13 protein-coding genes are annotated in these 15016 nt (G+C 62.0%); 12 read left to right on the forward strand and 1 reads right to left on the reverse strand.

Annotated features, from left to right (window positions below; translation table 11 throughout):
* Positions 1–33 precede the first annotated feature (33 nt).
* The 12 genes from ligD to ACQ5BM_RS13280 all read left to right on the forward strand — a co-directional run bounded on the left by ligD (position 34) and on the right by ACQ5BM_RS13280 (position 13637).
* Complete coding sequence (gene ligD / locus ACQ5BM_RS13225; RefSeq protein ID WP_429811619.1) at positions 34–2496, forward strand: DNA ligase D; 2463 nt, start codon at positions 34–36, stop codon at positions 2494–2496.
* A gap of 26 nt (positions 2497–2522) precedes the next feature.
* Positions 2523–3407, forward strand: coding sequence for a Ku protein (locus ACQ5BM_RS13230; RefSeq protein ID WP_429811622.1), 885 nt, complete (start codon positions 2523–2525; stop codon positions 3405–3407).
* The gene (locus ACQ5BM_RS13235; protein WP_429811625.1) at positions 3407–4492 is read left to right on the forward strand and encodes a tetratricopeptide repeat protein; all 1086 of its coding nucleotides are present in this window, start codon (positions 3407–3409) and stop codon (positions 4490–4492) included. The genes ACQ5BM_RS13230 and ACQ5BM_RS13235 overlap by 1 nt, the downstream gene beginning before the upstream one ends.
* Position 4493: 1 nt before the next feature.
* Positions 4494–5135 (forward strand): alpha/beta hydrolase family protein, encoded by a 642-nt coding sequence (locus ACQ5BM_RS13240; RefSeq protein WP_429811628.1) that lies wholly within the window; start codon positions 4494–4496, stop codon positions 5133–5135.
* Positions 5136–5148: 13 nt separating this feature from the next.
* The gene (gene xth, locus ACQ5BM_RS13245; RefSeq protein WP_429811631.1) at positions 5149–5922 is read left to right on the forward strand and encodes an exodeoxyribonuclease III; all 774 of its coding nucleotides are present in this window, start codon (positions 5149–5151) and stop codon (positions 5920–5922) included.
* Positions 5923–6216: 294 nt separating this feature from the next.
* On the forward strand, positions 6217–7986 hold the full coding sequence (locus ACQ5BM_RS13250) for a cytochrome c biogenesis protein DipZ (protein ID WP_429811634.1): 1770 nt from the start codon (positions 6217–6219) through the stop codon (positions 7984–7986).
* A gap of 161 nt (positions 7987–8147) precedes the next feature.
* Positions 8148–8351: a hypothetical protein gene (locus tag ACQ5BM_RS13255; RefSeq protein ID WP_429811637.1), complete on the forward strand. Its 204-nt coding sequence runs from the start codon at positions 8148–8150 to the stop codon at positions 8349–8351.
* 133 nt (positions 8352–8484) lie between these two features.
* Entirely contained in the window at positions 8485–9285 is an 801-nt protein-coding gene (locus ACQ5BM_RS13260) for an SDR family NAD(P)-dependent oxidoreductase (RefSeq protein WP_429811640.1), read from the forward strand.
* A gap of 88 nt (positions 9286–9373) precedes the next feature.
* Positions 9374–10717: an epoxide hydrolase family protein gene (locus ACQ5BM_RS13265; RefSeq protein ID WP_429811643.1), complete on the forward strand. Its 1344-nt coding sequence runs from the start codon at positions 9374–9376 to the stop codon at positions 10715–10717.
* A 54-nt stretch (positions 10718–10771) separates the two neighbouring features.
* Complete coding sequence (locus tag ACQ5BM_RS13270) at positions 10772–11410, forward strand: VOC family protein (protein WP_429811646.1); 639 nt, start codon at positions 10772–10774, stop codon at positions 11408–11410.
* A 76-nt stretch (positions 11411–11486) separates the two neighbouring features.
* The gene (locus ACQ5BM_RS13275; RefSeq protein WP_429811649.1) at positions 11487–12428 is read left to right on the forward strand and encodes a GlxA family transcriptional regulator; all 942 of its coding nucleotides are present in this window, start codon (positions 11487–11489) and stop codon (positions 12426–12428) included.
* 156 nt (positions 12429–12584) lie between these two features.
* Complete coding sequence (locus ACQ5BM_RS13280) at positions 12585–13637, forward strand: alpha/beta fold hydrolase (RefSeq protein ID WP_429811652.1); 1053 nt, start codon at positions 12585–12587, stop codon at positions 13635–13637.
* A gap of 797 nt (positions 13638–14434) precedes the next feature.
* Here ACQ5BM_RS13280 and ACQ5BM_RS13285 read toward each other — a convergent pair.
* Positions 14435–14740 carry a DUF1236 domain-containing protein gene (locus tag ACQ5BM_RS13285; RefSeq protein WP_429811655.1) on the reverse strand — a complete coding sequence of 102 codons (306 nt, stop codon included), beginning with the start codon at positions 14738–14740 and terminating at the stop codon, positions 14435–14437.
* Positions 14741–15016 lie beyond the last annotated feature (276 nt).

Raw genomic sequence — 15016 nt, forward strand, 5'->3', positions numbered from 1 at the left:
GCGACCTTTGCGAACACGCCCTAGCTTTGCGACATGGCGACGTCGAAGCTCACGGCCTACCGCGCGAAGCGGGACTTTTCCAGGACGCCAGAGCCCGCCGGAGAAACCGGCGGGGAGGGCAATCGTTTTGTCGTGCACAAGCATCACGCTACGGCCGATCATTATGATCTCAGGCTTCAGGTCGGCGACGTCCTGAAAAGCTGGGCGGTTCCGAAGGGACCGTCTCTCAATCCCGCGGACAAGCGGCTGGCGGTCGAGACCGAGGACCACCCGCTTGACTATATCGACTTCGAGGGGGTTATTCCGGAAGGAGAGTATGGCGGCGGGCCGATGATCGTGTGGGATACCGGCGTCTGGGCGCCGATGGACGATATCGAGAAGAGCCTGAAGACCGGGGCCTTCAAGTTTCGTTTGGCCGGCGAAAAACTCAATGGCGGCTGGATGCTGACACGGCTGAAGCCGAAGCCGGGTGAGGGGGAACAGCGCAACTGGCTGCTCTTCAAGGAGCATGACCTTGCCGCCGACCCTGAGGTCGACATCCTGACGTCGCGTCCCGAAAGCGTAAAGAGCGGGCGGCGGATCGAGGAACTGGCCGAGCCGCCGAAGAAGCCGGCAAAGCGGATCGTTCTCAGACCCGGCGCGCTACCGGGCGCGGTGAAAGGTCCAAAGCCGCAGCGGATCGAGCCGCAGCTTGCCAGCCAAACTCCGAAGCCGCCGGGCGGTCCGCCGGATAAGCAGGTCTGGCTGCACGAGATCAAGTTCGATGGTTATCGGACGATGGCAGATATCTCGGACGGCCACGTCCGGCTGATCACGCGCAGCGGATTGGACTGGACGAAACGCTACGGCGACCTGCCAGACGCCTTTCGGAAGCTGCCCTGCCGCGAAGCGATCATCGATGGAGAGATCGTCGTTCTCGACGACAACGGCATCAGCCGCTTCGCGCTTTTACAGGACGCGCTTTCGACCGGTGCCGACAGCAAGCTGGTCTTCTATGCCTTCGACATTCTCTACCTCGATGGGTGGAACCTGACCGAAGTCTCGCTGGAAAAGCGGAAAGGGCTGTTGGCGCAACTGCTTCAGGGGCAGGTATCCAGCCGCTCGGCCATTCAGTTCAGCGATCATGTCGAGGGCGATGGACACGGGCTTTACGACCAGGCCTCGGAATTGGGGCTGGAGGGGATCGTTTCGAAGCGCGCCTCGGCGCCCTATCGAAGCGGCCGTACGCAGACCTGGACCAAGACGAAAGCCCTTCAGATCGGTGATTTCGTAATCGCCGGGTACACGACCTCTGAGGCGGCCGAAGGTCTTGCTTCCCTGGCTCTAGGCGAGTGGCAAGATGGTGAGCTGCAATATCGCGGCAAGGTCGGAACCGGATTCGATGCGCAAACCGCCGGGCAGTTGCTCACTCGGTTGGAGGCGTTACACGGTGACGCGGCCGCGCTTGAAGGCGGGCCAAGGGAAATCACCTGGGTTCGGCCGGTGTTGAGCGCCCGCATCCATTACTCCAATCGCACCTCCGACAATCTGCTGCGCCATGCAGTGTTCAAGGGGCTTCGCGATGTCGAGCTTTCGGCGCCGGCGCGGTCGCCGCGCAAGCGGCTGATTACCGATGCCGATCTCGCAAGCATCCAGGTCACCAATGCCGACCGCCGGGTATTCGGCAAATCCGGACCGACCAAGCTCGACATTGCCCTCTACTATGCGCTCGTCGGCGACTTCATGCTGCCGCACATTCTCGGGCGCCCGGTGTCGCTCTTCCGTTGCCCGACAGGAAAGCGCGCGGATTGCTTCTTCCAGCGTCATCCCTTCACCGGAATGCCCCCCTCGATCGTCAGCTTCAAGTCGACCAATTCCGAAGGTGAAACCAAGTCCTTTCTCTCGATCGAAGGCACGAAGGGGTATTTGGCGCTGGCACAGTTCGGCGTGATCGAGCTCCATAGCTGGGGCACAAAGCGCGAGCGGCTGGAAAAGCCCGACCGCATCGTCTTCGACCTCGATCCCGGCCAGGGCATCGCCTGGCGCGACGTGGTCGAGGCCGCGATCCACATCCGCGGCGAACTGGAAGCGCTCGGCCTCGTCCCCTTCGTCAAGACTTCCGGCGGCAGCGGCATCCACGTCGTCGTGCCGGTGACGCCGAAGCTTGACTGGAAGAAGACGCATCAGGCAACGAGCGCGATCGCGTCACGGCTGGCGGCGACCGCACCGCAGACCTTCACCACCACGATGGGCAAGGAGAACCGCATCAAGCGCATCTTCATCGATTTCCATCGCAATGCCCGCAGCCATACGGCGGCTGCACCCTATTCGCTGCGCGCACGCACAAATCTGCCCGCCTCGACGCCGCTCAACTGGGCGGATCTGGAGACTATCGACGCTCCGGAGGATTTGAACTATTCTTCGCTGCCTGGACTTCTGGATACTTTCGGCGATCCCTGGGCGGATATCGACGACTTTGCCGAGGATTTGCCGCTTCTGTCCGAAACGAGGATATAATGCGTTTGGCCGCGTAGGAGACAATCATGGCGCCCAGGGCAAGTTGGAAGGGTTATCTCAAACTCAGTCTCGTCAGTTGTCCCGTCAGGCTCTATCCGGCGACCAGTTCGAGCGAACGGATCAGCTTCAATCAGCTTCACAAGGATACCCACAACCGGATCAACATGAAGCCGGTCGACCCCGAGCTCGGCCTCGTCGAGCGCTCGGACCTGGTCAAGGGTTACGAATACGAAGACAAGAAATACATCATCATCGAGGACAGCGATCTCGAGAGCGTCAAGATCGAATCCAATCACACGATGAACATCGAGGCCTTCGTCGATGAAGGCTCCGTTGACGTGATCTACCAGGACGCGCCCTATTATCTGGCACCCGATGGCGCGATGGCGGAGGAAACCTTCGTGGTCCTGCGCGAGGCGCTGAAGAGGACCGGCAAGCTGGCGATCGCGCGGCTGGTTCTTTCGAGCCGCGAGCGGGTGGTAACCATCGGCGCACGCGAGACGGGGATGTTCGTGTGCACGCTGAGGAATCCGAGCGAAGTGCGCGGAACCGCTGAGTATTTCGGCAACATTCCTGTCGGTCATCCCGACCCGGAAATGCTGCAGCTTGCCGAAGCGCTGATCCAGCAGAAGATGACGGTCTTTGATCCGAAGAACTACGAGGATCGTTACGAGATCGCGCTGATGAAGATGATCCGCGAGAAGCTCAAAGGCCACAAGCCGATCATCGCCGCAGCACCTGAACGCGGCAACGTCATCAATCTCATGGACGCCTTGAAGGCGAGCCTGTCGCAGTCGAAGCCGCCGGCAAAGAGCAAGACCAAGGCCGAACCGGCGGCCAAGGAAACCGCCAAGGCGGCAGCTCCGGCCAAGCGTACGGCCGCCAAGTCGACCGCGAAGAAGAAAGCCTGATGGCGGTTGCTGGCCAGACATTCGGCATCGTTGGTGCTCTCTCGGCCTTCCCACGTCGGCTCGTGGCGCGGGAGGTCGAGCGGCAATTCGGGCATTTGCGGCGTGGCGTCACACGGCAGACGACACATCTGGTGTTCGGCCGCAGCCTGCTGACGAAGTGGAGCGAAGCTGAAATCGAAACCCGCTTCGAGGCGGAGCGCGCAGCCGGGCGGTGGCTCGTCAGCGAGAACGGCTTTCTCCGCCTCTTGGGGCTGCTGTCGGTGCCGGTGGCATCGGCGCTGACGCGCCAGTCGCTGGTCGATCAGGCCAAGCTCTCCCCACGGGTTTTCGATCTCTTGTCCCTGTTCGATGCCTTCGAGCATGACAGCGAACCCTATTCATTCCGCGACCTGATCCTCGCCAGGAAGTATGCAGAACTGATCACGAGCGGGGCGAGTTGGGGTGCAATCGCCCGGTCCGTGCATCGCTCCGGACAGGTCGCCTCGCTGACGGCGCTTTCCCTGCATCACGATGGTACCAATACGATATATGCTCGCAGCGCCGCGGGGCTGAGTGAGCTGAATGGACAACTGCTCTTCGATCTCGACACGCCCGACGATGCCGCCCTGGAGGACCTCTTCGATCTCGCTGAGGAGGCGGAGGCGAATGGCGATTACGAGCAAGCCGCCGCCTTTTACCAGCGCTACCTCGCGATGGACCGGACGGATTCAGTCGCGGCTTTCAATCGCGCCAACTGCCTCAAGGCCGCGGGACGGGACTTGGATGCGGCGCATGACTATGCCCGCGCAATCAAGCTCGATCCATCCTTTGTCGAGGCCTGGTTCAATTTGGCCGGGCTGATGAGCGAGCGGGGACGGGTCGACGCCGCCCGGAGGCACCTCAAGAAGGCGATCGAGCTCGACGGCGACTATGCCGACGCCGTTTTCAATCTGGCAAAACTCGAATTTGATGCCGGCGACCTTGCGGAGGCCAGACGCTGGTGGAGCCGCTATCTCGACCTCGACAGCGATAGCGAGTGGGCGCGAACGGCCGAACGCGGCGTGCAGTACGTCGATCTGCAGTTGCGTCCAAGGACGGCGGGCTGAGATGGGCGAGAAATTCCTGTTCGATGGATCTGAGGATGCGCCCGTAACCATCCTGCTTGCCCACGGTGCCGGCGCGCCGATGGATTCCGCGTCGATGGACGCGACCGCCAAGGCGCTCGCCGCAGCAGGCTTTCGCGTCGCGCGGTTCGAGTTCGGCTATATGGCGGCAAGACGAACGTCGGAGGGACGCAAGCCGCCGCCGCGCGCTGAAACCCTCAACCCGGAATATGTGGCCGCCGTCAACGCGCTCGGCGCGAAAGGCCCGCTCGTCATCGGCGGCAAATCGATGGGTGGGCGGGTTGCAAGCATGATCGCCGACGATCTTCATGCGACCGGCAGGATCATCGGGCTTCTCTGCCTCGGCTATCCCTTCCATCCGCCGGCAAAGCCCGAGCAGTTGCGCACGAAGCATCTGGCCGGCCTTAGGACGCCGACCCTGATCTGCCAGGGAACCCGCGACGAGTTCGGCACGCGCGAGGAGGTTCCAGGCTATACGCTTTCCGATGCGATCGAAGTCCTGTGGCTCGAGGACGGCGACCATGATCTCAAGCCGCGCAAGAGCATTTCCGGCTTTTCGACGGCAGACCACCTGAGGACTGTGGCCGACGCGGTTGCAGCCTGGGCCGCGCGGCTGACGCAATGATCTTGACGCCGGGATGAAGATCGCCACCTTCAACATCAACGGCATCAACAAGAGGCTCGAAAACCTGGTCGCCTGGCTGGACGAGGCCAAACCCGATATCGTCTGCCTGCAGGAATTGAAAGCGACCGACCGCCAGTTTCCGCGATCGGCCATCGAGGCGGCCGGTTACGGCGCGGTCTGGCAAGGACAGTCGGCCTGGAACGGTGTGGCGATCCTCGCCCGCGACAGCGAGCCGGTCTTGACCCGCATCGGGCTCGACGGCGATCCATCGGACAGCCAGGCGCGCTACATCGAGGCCGCCATCAGCGGCACCCTGGTTGCCTGCCTCTATGCGCCCAACGGCAACCCGCAGCCCGGCCCGAAATACGCCTATAAGCTCGCCTGGCATGAGCGTCTGGCCAAACACGCCGCCGAGCTCTACGCCCTCGACCTGCCGGTCGTGCTTGCCGGCGACTACAACATCGTTCCGGAACCGCGCGATATCTACCCGACCACCTCCTATGATGACAACGCGTTGGTCCAGCCGCAAAGCCGCGCAGCATTTCGCGAGCTCCTTGATCAGGGCTGGCTTGATGCGCTGCGCAAGATTTATCCGAAGCAGGAGCTTTTTACGTTCTGGGATTATCGCCGGAACCGTTGGCAGCGCGATGCCGGGCTTCGGCTCGACCACATGCTCCTCAGCCGCAAGCTCTCCCGCAAACTCATCGGCGCGGGCATCGACCGGGAAATCCGCGGTCTGGAAGGCGCGAGTGATCACGCGCCGGTATGGATCGAACTGCGCAATTGAGGCGGCCTGTCTGCAGGCGGCGAAGGTGGCGCGATAGCGAGAAGCCCCTGTCGCGGCACGTTATGCACGGGTTTACATCGCTCTGGCTATGTTGATCGGACACTCTGCGGAAAGCGGGAAGGCAGGGCAGCCGAGCCGAATGCCAAGGATCGTGTGACGATCAAGGCGCCCTGCTGCACTACGATACAAATCCGCCCCGGTCGAAAACATCGCCGATACGTCGCGATGGTTCTCTGCTGCGCATGTCAAGCGCGATCGATGCCCTGGCGCATCCATCCAGTGCGGAGAACGATGATGATCCTGTTCGTTGTAGCCTATCTCGCAGGCGTGCTGACCATCGTCAGCCCCTGTATCCTTCCGGTTCTGCCATTTGTGTTTGCGCGGGCAGGGCAGCCCTTTTCCACGAGCATTCTTCCGATGCTGCTCGCCAAGATCGTGACCTTTGCAGGCATCGCCTCGCTCGCCGCACTCGGGGGAAACTGGGCGGTACAGGCGAACGCATTTGGCCGCTACGCCGCGATCGCGTTGCTCGCGGTCTTTGGCGCGACGCTTCTGTCGACGCGTGCCGCCGCTTTCGCGACGGGCCCGTTCGTCGCGCTCGGCAATCGCCTGTCCAGGAAAGCGGCAACCGGGGAGAAGGGGAGCGTCAGCGGCGCCATCCTCCTCGGCGTTGCGACCGGATTGCTCTGGGCGCCCTGTGCCGGTCCCGTGCTTGGGTTGGTGCTGACCGGTGCGGCGTTGAACGGGGCAAATGTTCAGACGACCTTGCTGCTCACGGCTTACGCGGGCGGCGCGGCTACATCACTGGCGCTCGCGGTCCTTGCCGGCGCCAGGGTGTTTGCGGTGATGAAGCGCTTCCTTGGGGTTGGGGACCGCATCCGCCAGGTTTTGGGCGTTGCTGTCCTTGCCGGCGTGGCGGCGATCGCTCTTGGCCTCGATACCGGACTACTGGCACGCCTTTCCTATGCGGGCACCGCCGGCTTCGAACAGGCAATTCTCGATAAGTTGCGTGGCAATGCCGCCCCTGTGGACGTCGCGGGCACCCGCTTTTCTCTTGCTGCGAAGGATAGGCGCCAAGCGGCCTTTCGCAGCGACCTTCCTGTAGAAGGCATGTTCCCGTCGCTCGATGGCGCCGTTCAATGGCTGAATTCGAAGCCGCTGACGCCAGCCGAGCTTCGCGGCAAGGTTGTTCTCATCGACTTCTGGACCTACTCCTGCATCAACTGCATTCGCACCATCCCCTATGTGCGGGCCTGGGCGGAGAAGTATCGCGACCAGGGCCTCGTCGTCATCGGCGTGCACGCCCCAGAGTTCGCCTTTGAAAAGCAGATCGACAACGTCGAAAAGGCGGTTCGTGACTTCAAAATCACCTATCCCGTGGCAATCGACAACAACTTTGCCATCTGGCGCGCCTTCTCAAACAGCTACTGGCCGGCCCACTACTTCATCGATGCCGAAGGGCAGATCCGCTACACCCATTTCGGCGAGGGCGACTATGAAGGCTCCGAGCGGGTGATCCAGGATCTGCTCGCGGAAGCAGCAGGCAAGCAAAAGGCCGAAAACGAGTTCGTCACGCCGAATGCGAAGGGCGCTGAAGCGTCGCCGGACCTGGCCCGGCTTGGCTCCGGCGAGACCTATATCGGCTATGCACGGGCCGCGAACTTCAGCTCGCCGGAAGGTGTCTCGGCTGACACAGCAAAGCACTACACCGTCGCCGAACCGCGCCTCAATGAATGGGGCCTTACCGGCAACTGGACGGTCGGCGCCGAACAGGCAAGCCTCAACGAAGCTGGCGGCGGCATCACCTACCGGTTCCATGCCCGCGACCTGCACCTGGTGCTCGGCCCGCGCGCCGGCGGCAAGCCCGTACCGTTTCAGGTGACGGTCGACGGGGCGCCGCCCGGAAGAGACCATGGCTCGGATATCGATGCGGCGGGCAAGGGCACCGTCACGGAGACCCGCCTTTACCAGCTCGTCCGCCAATCCGGCGAAGCGCGCGAACGGACCTTTGAGATCCGCTTCCTCGAGCCTGGCGCCGAAGCCTTCGTTTTCACCTTTGGATGATCTCCGGACATGGCCTGACGGCGGTCCGCATTTCCGGCGGCTCTCCGTACATGCCGATACAATTTTGCGGCGCTCCGAACACAACAGCAATACGTGCGAGCCCGAAACTGGCGGCCAGATCGGTTTGGACCGGTGAGCCCATATCAAAACAGGAGCAGACCATGCGCACCTTCATCGCAGCTTTTGCCATTGCCGCGCTCGCAGTAACGCCCTGTGCCTGGGACAGTGATCCGAGAGAGCCCGGGGCCCTGGCTGCGATCTTTGCCAATTCGATGTCCGAGGTGGTGAGCGGCGATGCCTCGCCGTCGCAGGACGCCGCCTATTCCGACGAGGTCCTGCAGGAGGAAGTCGAGGCTGGGCTCTAGGGCTCGCGTGTTGGCGGATGAAGCCGGCCTCACTACAGAATCCGATGGCTCAAAATGCCGGAATTATGACATTTTAGCCATCGGCATTCGGCCTTACCATCGAGGCTCCAAACCCAAGGCAAAGGAGCTTGAAATGAACACGAATTCCAAAGGAACTGCATTGATCACCGGCGCGTCCTCCGGCATCGGCGCGATCTACGCCGATCGGCTGGCGCGCCGGGGTTTCGACCTCATCCTCGTTGCCCGTAACCGTGAACGCCTGAATGACCTAGCCAATCGTCTTGCCGACGAGACCGGGCGCGGCATCGAGGTTGTGCCTGCAGACCTCGGCAAGAAGGAAGATCTGAAGCGGATCGAAGCTCTGCTTCAGAGCGATGCGAGCATCACGGTACTGATCAACAATGCCGGCGTCGGCGCGACCGCGCCGTTACTGGCGTCGGATATCGACAAGATGGAGGAGATGATCACGCTGAATGTCAACGCCCTGACGCGGCTGACCTATGCGGCCGCGCCGGGATTTGTCGCACGCGGTACCGGCACTATCGTCAATATCGCTTCGATCGTCGGCGTTGCGCCCGAACTCCTGAACGGCGTCTACGGTGGTACGAAGGCCTTCGTATTGGCGTTCACTCTGTCGCTGCAGAAAGAACTGGCCGACAACAACATCCGGATCCAGGCCGTGCTGCCCGGTGCGACGGCGACGGATTTCTGGGGCATCGCCGGTACGCCGCTCGACCATGTGCCGAGCGAGATCGTCATGCAGGCCGAGGACATGGTCGATGCAGCCCTTGCCGGCCTCGATCAGGGCGAAGTGATCACCATTCCGGCGCTGCCGGATGCCGGTGATTGGGCGGCTTATGAGGCGGCCCGGCAGAAACTCATGCCGAACCTTTCCAGGAGCGCACCCGCCGCTCGCTACAACGTCGGGGGATAGCCCCGATCTCCTTCCGGGCTCCTCCCATCCCGGAATTGCACGGCGATGCCGTCGGCATCGCCTCAACACTCGAACCAGGAGAATGATGATGTCCAGACGCTATTTGCCAATCGCCAAGGGCAGTCGCTTGGCCGCCTTCGCGCTGTCGGGAGCGATCGCAATCCTGCTTCCTCCGCTCGCTGCCCATGCCGCAGGAGCTTCTTCGGCGGGCGGCGCTCCGATCGTGGCGGCCGCAAAGCAAGCGGCCGACGAATCCATTCGGCCGTTCCAGTTTTATGCGAGCGACGCCGCGCTTTTCGACCTCAAGCAGCGCATCGCGGCCACCAGGTGGCCGGATCGCGAATTGGTGAACGACGGCACCCAGGGCGTGCAACTCGCAACCATCCAGAAGCTCGCCGACTATTGGGCGACCAAGTACGATTGGCGGAAGCTGGAGAAGAAGCTCAACGACCTGCCGCAGTTCGTCACCAATATCGACGGGGTCGATATTCATTTCATTCATGTGCGGTCGAAGCACAAGAATGCGATGCCTCTCATCATCACCCACGGCTGGCCCGGCTCGATCATCGAGCAGTTGAAGATCATCGATCCCCTGACCAATCCGACGGCCCATGGCGGCAGCGAGGGCGATGCCTTCGACGTCGTCATTCCTTCGCTGCCGGGCTACGGCTTCTCCGGCAAGCCGAATGAACGCGGCTGGGATCCCGTCCGGATCGCCCGCGCCTGGGCGGTGCTGATGCAGCGTCTCGGCTATACCCACTATGTCGCGCAGGGCGGCGACTGGGGGGACGCTGTGACGGAGCAGATGGCTCTGCAGCGGCCGGCCGGCTTGCTCGGAATTCACACCAACATGCCGGCGACCGTGCCGGCCGAGATCCAGAAGAGCCTCGATGCCGGCGGCCCGGCACCATCCGATCTTTCGGCCGACGAGCGCCATGCCTATGATCAGCTCGATTTCTTCTACAGGAACGGGTTGTCCTATGCCCAGGAGATGAACAAGCGTCCGCAGACGCTCTATGGCATCGAAGACTCCCCGATCGGCCTAGCGAGTTGGATGCTCGACCATGACGCCCGCAGCTACGAACTGATCGCCCGCGTCTTCGATGGCCAGTCAGAGGGGCTGACGCGCGATGACGTGCTCGACAATATCACGCTCTATTGGCTGACCAAGACCGCCGTATCGTCGGCGCGTCTCTATTGGGAGAACAAGCTCGCCTTCTTCCAGCCGAAGGGCGTGCAGATCCCGGTGGCCGTCAGCGCCTTCCCGGACGAGCTTTATCAGGCACCGAAGTCCTGGGCGGAGAAGGCGTTCCCCAAGCTTATCCATTATAATCGCCTCGCCAAGGGGGGGCACTTTGCAGCCTGGGAACAACCGGAGGCCCTGGTCGATGAACTGAGAGCCTCCTTCAAGTCATTGCGTCAACCGAGCTGACGGAAAGGGGCGTGCGGCAAGCGCGCCCGTCGTCGCAACAACAGGAGAAGTGTCATGACACGTGCAGATAGCAACAACAAAGCGCCTTCGGTTGACCTGAAGTTGGAGGTCGCCGTCATTCCGGTCTCGGACGTCGATCGCGCCAAGACCTTCTACGGTCGTCTTGGTTGGCGACTCGATGCCGACTTTCCCGTCGGCGATACGTTTCGCGTCGTCCAGTTCACGCCGCCGGGCTCGCCGGCGTCGATCCACTTTGGCACGGGGCTCACCTCGGCCACCCCCGGCTCGGCCGGCGGTCTCTATCTCGTCGTCTCGGATATCGAAGCCGCGCGTGCCGAACTCATTGAACGCGGCGCCGAGGTGAGCGAGGTGTTCCACCGCGAAGGCCCCGGAAAGCCGCCGATCGTCGGTCGCGATCCGGCGCGCCGCAGCTACCGCTCCTACGCGACCTTCAGCGACCCCGACGGCAACGGTTGGCTGCTTCAGGAAGTGACCGAGCGTTTGCCCGGACGTGTCGATGGCGACGTTACGGGCTTCGCTTCGGTTGCTGATCTTGCCGCAGTACTGCGTCGCGCCGCCGCCGCGCACGGCGAGCATGAGAAACGCAATGGCGGTGAGCACGATCACAATTGGCCGGATTGGTATGCCGAATACATGGTCGCGGAGCAGGCCGGAAAGCCGCTTCCCGAATAGGCAGCAGCCTCGACCGTCGCGTTTCCCCTATGGCGCAAATATGGTATAAACGACCATTCCAGACAGGGTGTTTGACATGCACCGGATCGGCTACGTCGTCTTTCCAAGGTTCCAGCTCATGGGGTTCGCGGCGGTCACCGCCTTCGAAATCGCCAATCTGGCGCTCGGCGAACAGGCCTACGAGATTGAATTGCTGTCGGAGTTCGGCGGCGAGATCAAGTCGTCCGCCGGCTTCGGCGTCCTGACGAAAGCCTTCGACGAGACGATCTATGACACGGTCATGTTTGGCGCGGGCACCGAAATCGAACCGGTATCTTCCGGACTGGTCGCCTTCGCACGCCACGCGCTCAAGGCCTCGCGGCGGGTGGCCGCGCCTTGCACCGGTGCCTTCATCCTGGCGGAGTCCGGATTGCTCGACGGCCGTCGCGCCACGACCCATTGGGTATTCGCACGTCAGTTGCGGGAGCGTTTCCCCGAGGTGCAGGTCGAGGAAGATCGGATCTTCATCGTCGATGGCAGCGTGTGGACCTCTGCCGGCATGACGGCCAGCATCGATCTGGCGCTGGCGATGATCGAGAAGGATCATGGCGAGGACGTCGCGCGCCAGGTCGCCCGCAAGCTGGTTGTCTACCACCGACGCGCCGGAGGTCAGTCGCAGTTTTCCGCCTTGCTCGAACTGGACCCGAAGTCAGATCGCATCCAGAAATCGGTCAACTATGCCAAGGCCAACCTGCGCAACGTCTTGTCCGTCGAGGAACTGGCGGATGCTGCAGGATTGAGTGCGCGCCAGTTCAGTCGGGCCTTCCGTTCCGAGACCGGACAGTCGCCGGCGAAAGCGGTCGAGCATTTGCGCGTGGAAGCGGCGCGCCTGCTGATGGAGCAGGGGCGCCACTCGATGGACGTGATCGCCGAGGAAACCGGCTTCGCCGACAGCGACCGCATGCGTCGGGCTTTTCTGCGTACGCTCGGACAGCCACCGCAGACGATTCGGCGCAATGCGCGCGAAGGCATCGCCTGATCTTAGACGGCAGAGAAGCGGCCGCAGGATGATTGTATCACCGTGTGTCCGAGATCTGCCTTTTCTACATGCGCTTTCAATGTGAGCCGCTGAGCACACGACCGCGATACATCGGCGCTCCATATCTGATGACAATTCAGTTCACCGGAGGCAGCCATGTCGGACGAAATCAACCACCCACGCCGTCGTTTCATCGGCGCAATCGCGCTTTCGCTGGCGGCGACGCAGTTCGTTTCGGCAAGCGTCGCCAGAGCTCAATCGGGAAACAGCGAGGCTCCGCGCCTGCCGGCCATCACCCCCGGAACGAACAAATCCTTTGCTGCAATCAAGCAGATCGATGCGGGTGTCTTGAACGTCGGTTATGCCGAACTTGGCGTCAGCGACGCTCCCGTCGTGATCCTGCTGCACGGCTGGCCCTATGACATCCATACCTATGTGGACGTTGCGCCGTTGCTGGCAAATGCCGGTTATCGTGTGATCGTGCCCTATCTGCGCGGCTACGGCACGACCCGGTTTCTCTCCGCCGACACACCTCGCAACGGCCAACAGGCGGCGATCGCCGCCGATATTGTCGCTCTGATGGACACCCTCAAGATCGAGAAGGCAATCATCGGCGGTTGCGATTGGGGCGCGAGGACCGCCAACATCATCGCCGCCCTCTGGCCCGAGCGTTGCAAGGCCATGGTTTCGGTCAGCGGCTATCTCATCGGCAGCCAGGAGGCGAACAGGAAGCCGCTGTCGCCGCAGGCGGAGCTTGCCTGGTGGTACCAGTTCTATTTTGCCACCGAGCGGGGCTATGCCGGCTACAAGCAGAACCACAAGGAGTTCGCCAGGCTGATCTGGAAGCTTGCCTCGCCCAAGTGGAATTTCGACGATGCCACCTTCGACAAGAGCGCCGAGGCGCTCGAGAACCCCGACCATGTCGACATCTCGATCCACAATTACCGCTGGCGTCTCAGTCTCGCCGAGGGCGAAGTAAAATATGACGACCTCGAAAAACGGCTCGCCGAATTCCCGACCATTACCGTCCCCACCATCACGCTTGAGGGCGACGCCAACGGCGCTCCGCATCCGGATCCTGCGGCCTATGCAAAACGTTTCTCCGGCAAGTACGAGCATCGGCTGATCACCGGCGGCATCGGCCACAACCTGCCGCAGGAGGCGCCGTCCGCCTTCGCCGAGGCGATCGTCGACGTCGACCGTTTCTAGCCTACCACAGGCGTGCAGGCGTGAGTTCCGGTTCCCCGGTCCCGCGCTTCTTCGTGTGCCGATGCATCCGCTACAACTGCGGTGCGCCATCTGCGTCCCGATAGTCGAAAAAGGGGCAATCTGCGTCCGGAAGGAACACCTGTCGAGAGGAAGAACCGCATGAACGACGAACCCGGAGCAGCCTTTGCCGTCGGCTGGTCGGGCATCACGTCGGATGAATGGCGCACCTGGCGCGAGTGTCGTGGCAGATAGGCCCCCAATTCTGCGGCTGCAGCGATATCGGCGAAGAGCAGGCCTGCCTCGACCAGCGTGCCGTCGTCAATCGCGTCGGTTTCGTTCGGGTCAAAATCACTAAGCAGCTCCAGAAGCGCTTCGAGCCTTTGGTGTTGCCTTCCGGCCGCGGCGAGCAGGTTCCGCTCGATCCGTTCTCGCCGGAGCCTTTCGAGGTCGCGAGTGCCTTGCCCTCGCGCTCTCGGATTCACTGTCGATTGCGCTATCAGGTATCGGTTTCGCATTCAGCGCTGACAACGGCTCACCAAGAGAAGTTCATCAGAGCATTGTCGCAACAGCTGACCTGTCCTGAGAAAGGGAGGGGCTTCACATGGGCCCTGGAGAAATTAACGCGATGGCTCCGCATGACGACGAAACTAAATTCTGGAACAGCGGCTGAAGTCCCACAGGGAATGTTTCCTATCGCTCGAGGTTGGTCGGCCCGCCGCTCACTGCAATCGAACCGCCTCCAGCCCCGCACGGCCGAGCTGCCCCTTCCCTGAAGGGAAGGGGCGCGTGTACGAGGATTAGTCGAGAACCCGAACAATCTTGCGGGTCTCGGGGTCCACCAGCACGGTGCGGTTGTCAACAACCACATAACGATACTTCACGTCCGGCGCGTCAATCGTATGCAGTTCTACTGTCTCGGGAACCGTCGAGCCGACATTGAGCTCTACTCCAGGCAGGTTGATAGAAGCAATTGGCTTCTTCTTTACGTATTCGCGAACGACCGTTTCCTGCTCTGGGCTGATAACGACCGACTGAGCCACGGCGAAACTAGAAGCGCCGAGCAGAAACAGACCTGCAAGCGCGGAGCTGACAAGTGTTTTCATGTTCTTCTCCAGTCTGATTGTTGTAATTCCCACGCTCATGCGGGGACTACTTTCCAACTCCGCTATGAAATTTCTGTTCCGGAGACTTCGCTCGCATGAGGTTCGTCCTTAGTCTTGCGGGTCCGTCGGACCATGGTGCTCCAATGAATGTTGACATCTTCCTTGGCTGGTCTGCTTTGCAGGCCATATTTAAGTCCTGTGTTTCGACTGGGCGACCAGGTCATGGCCGCCGCCGGCGGGCGATTGCGACTATTGGCCGCCCAGCCTCGAGGTAAT

The sequence above is a fragment of the Ensifer sp. B1-9 genome, assembly GCF_050474445.1.
In the GTDB taxonomy this organism is placed as follows: Bacteria; Pseudomonadota; Alphaproteobacteria; order Rhizobiales; family Rhizobiaceae; genus Ensifer.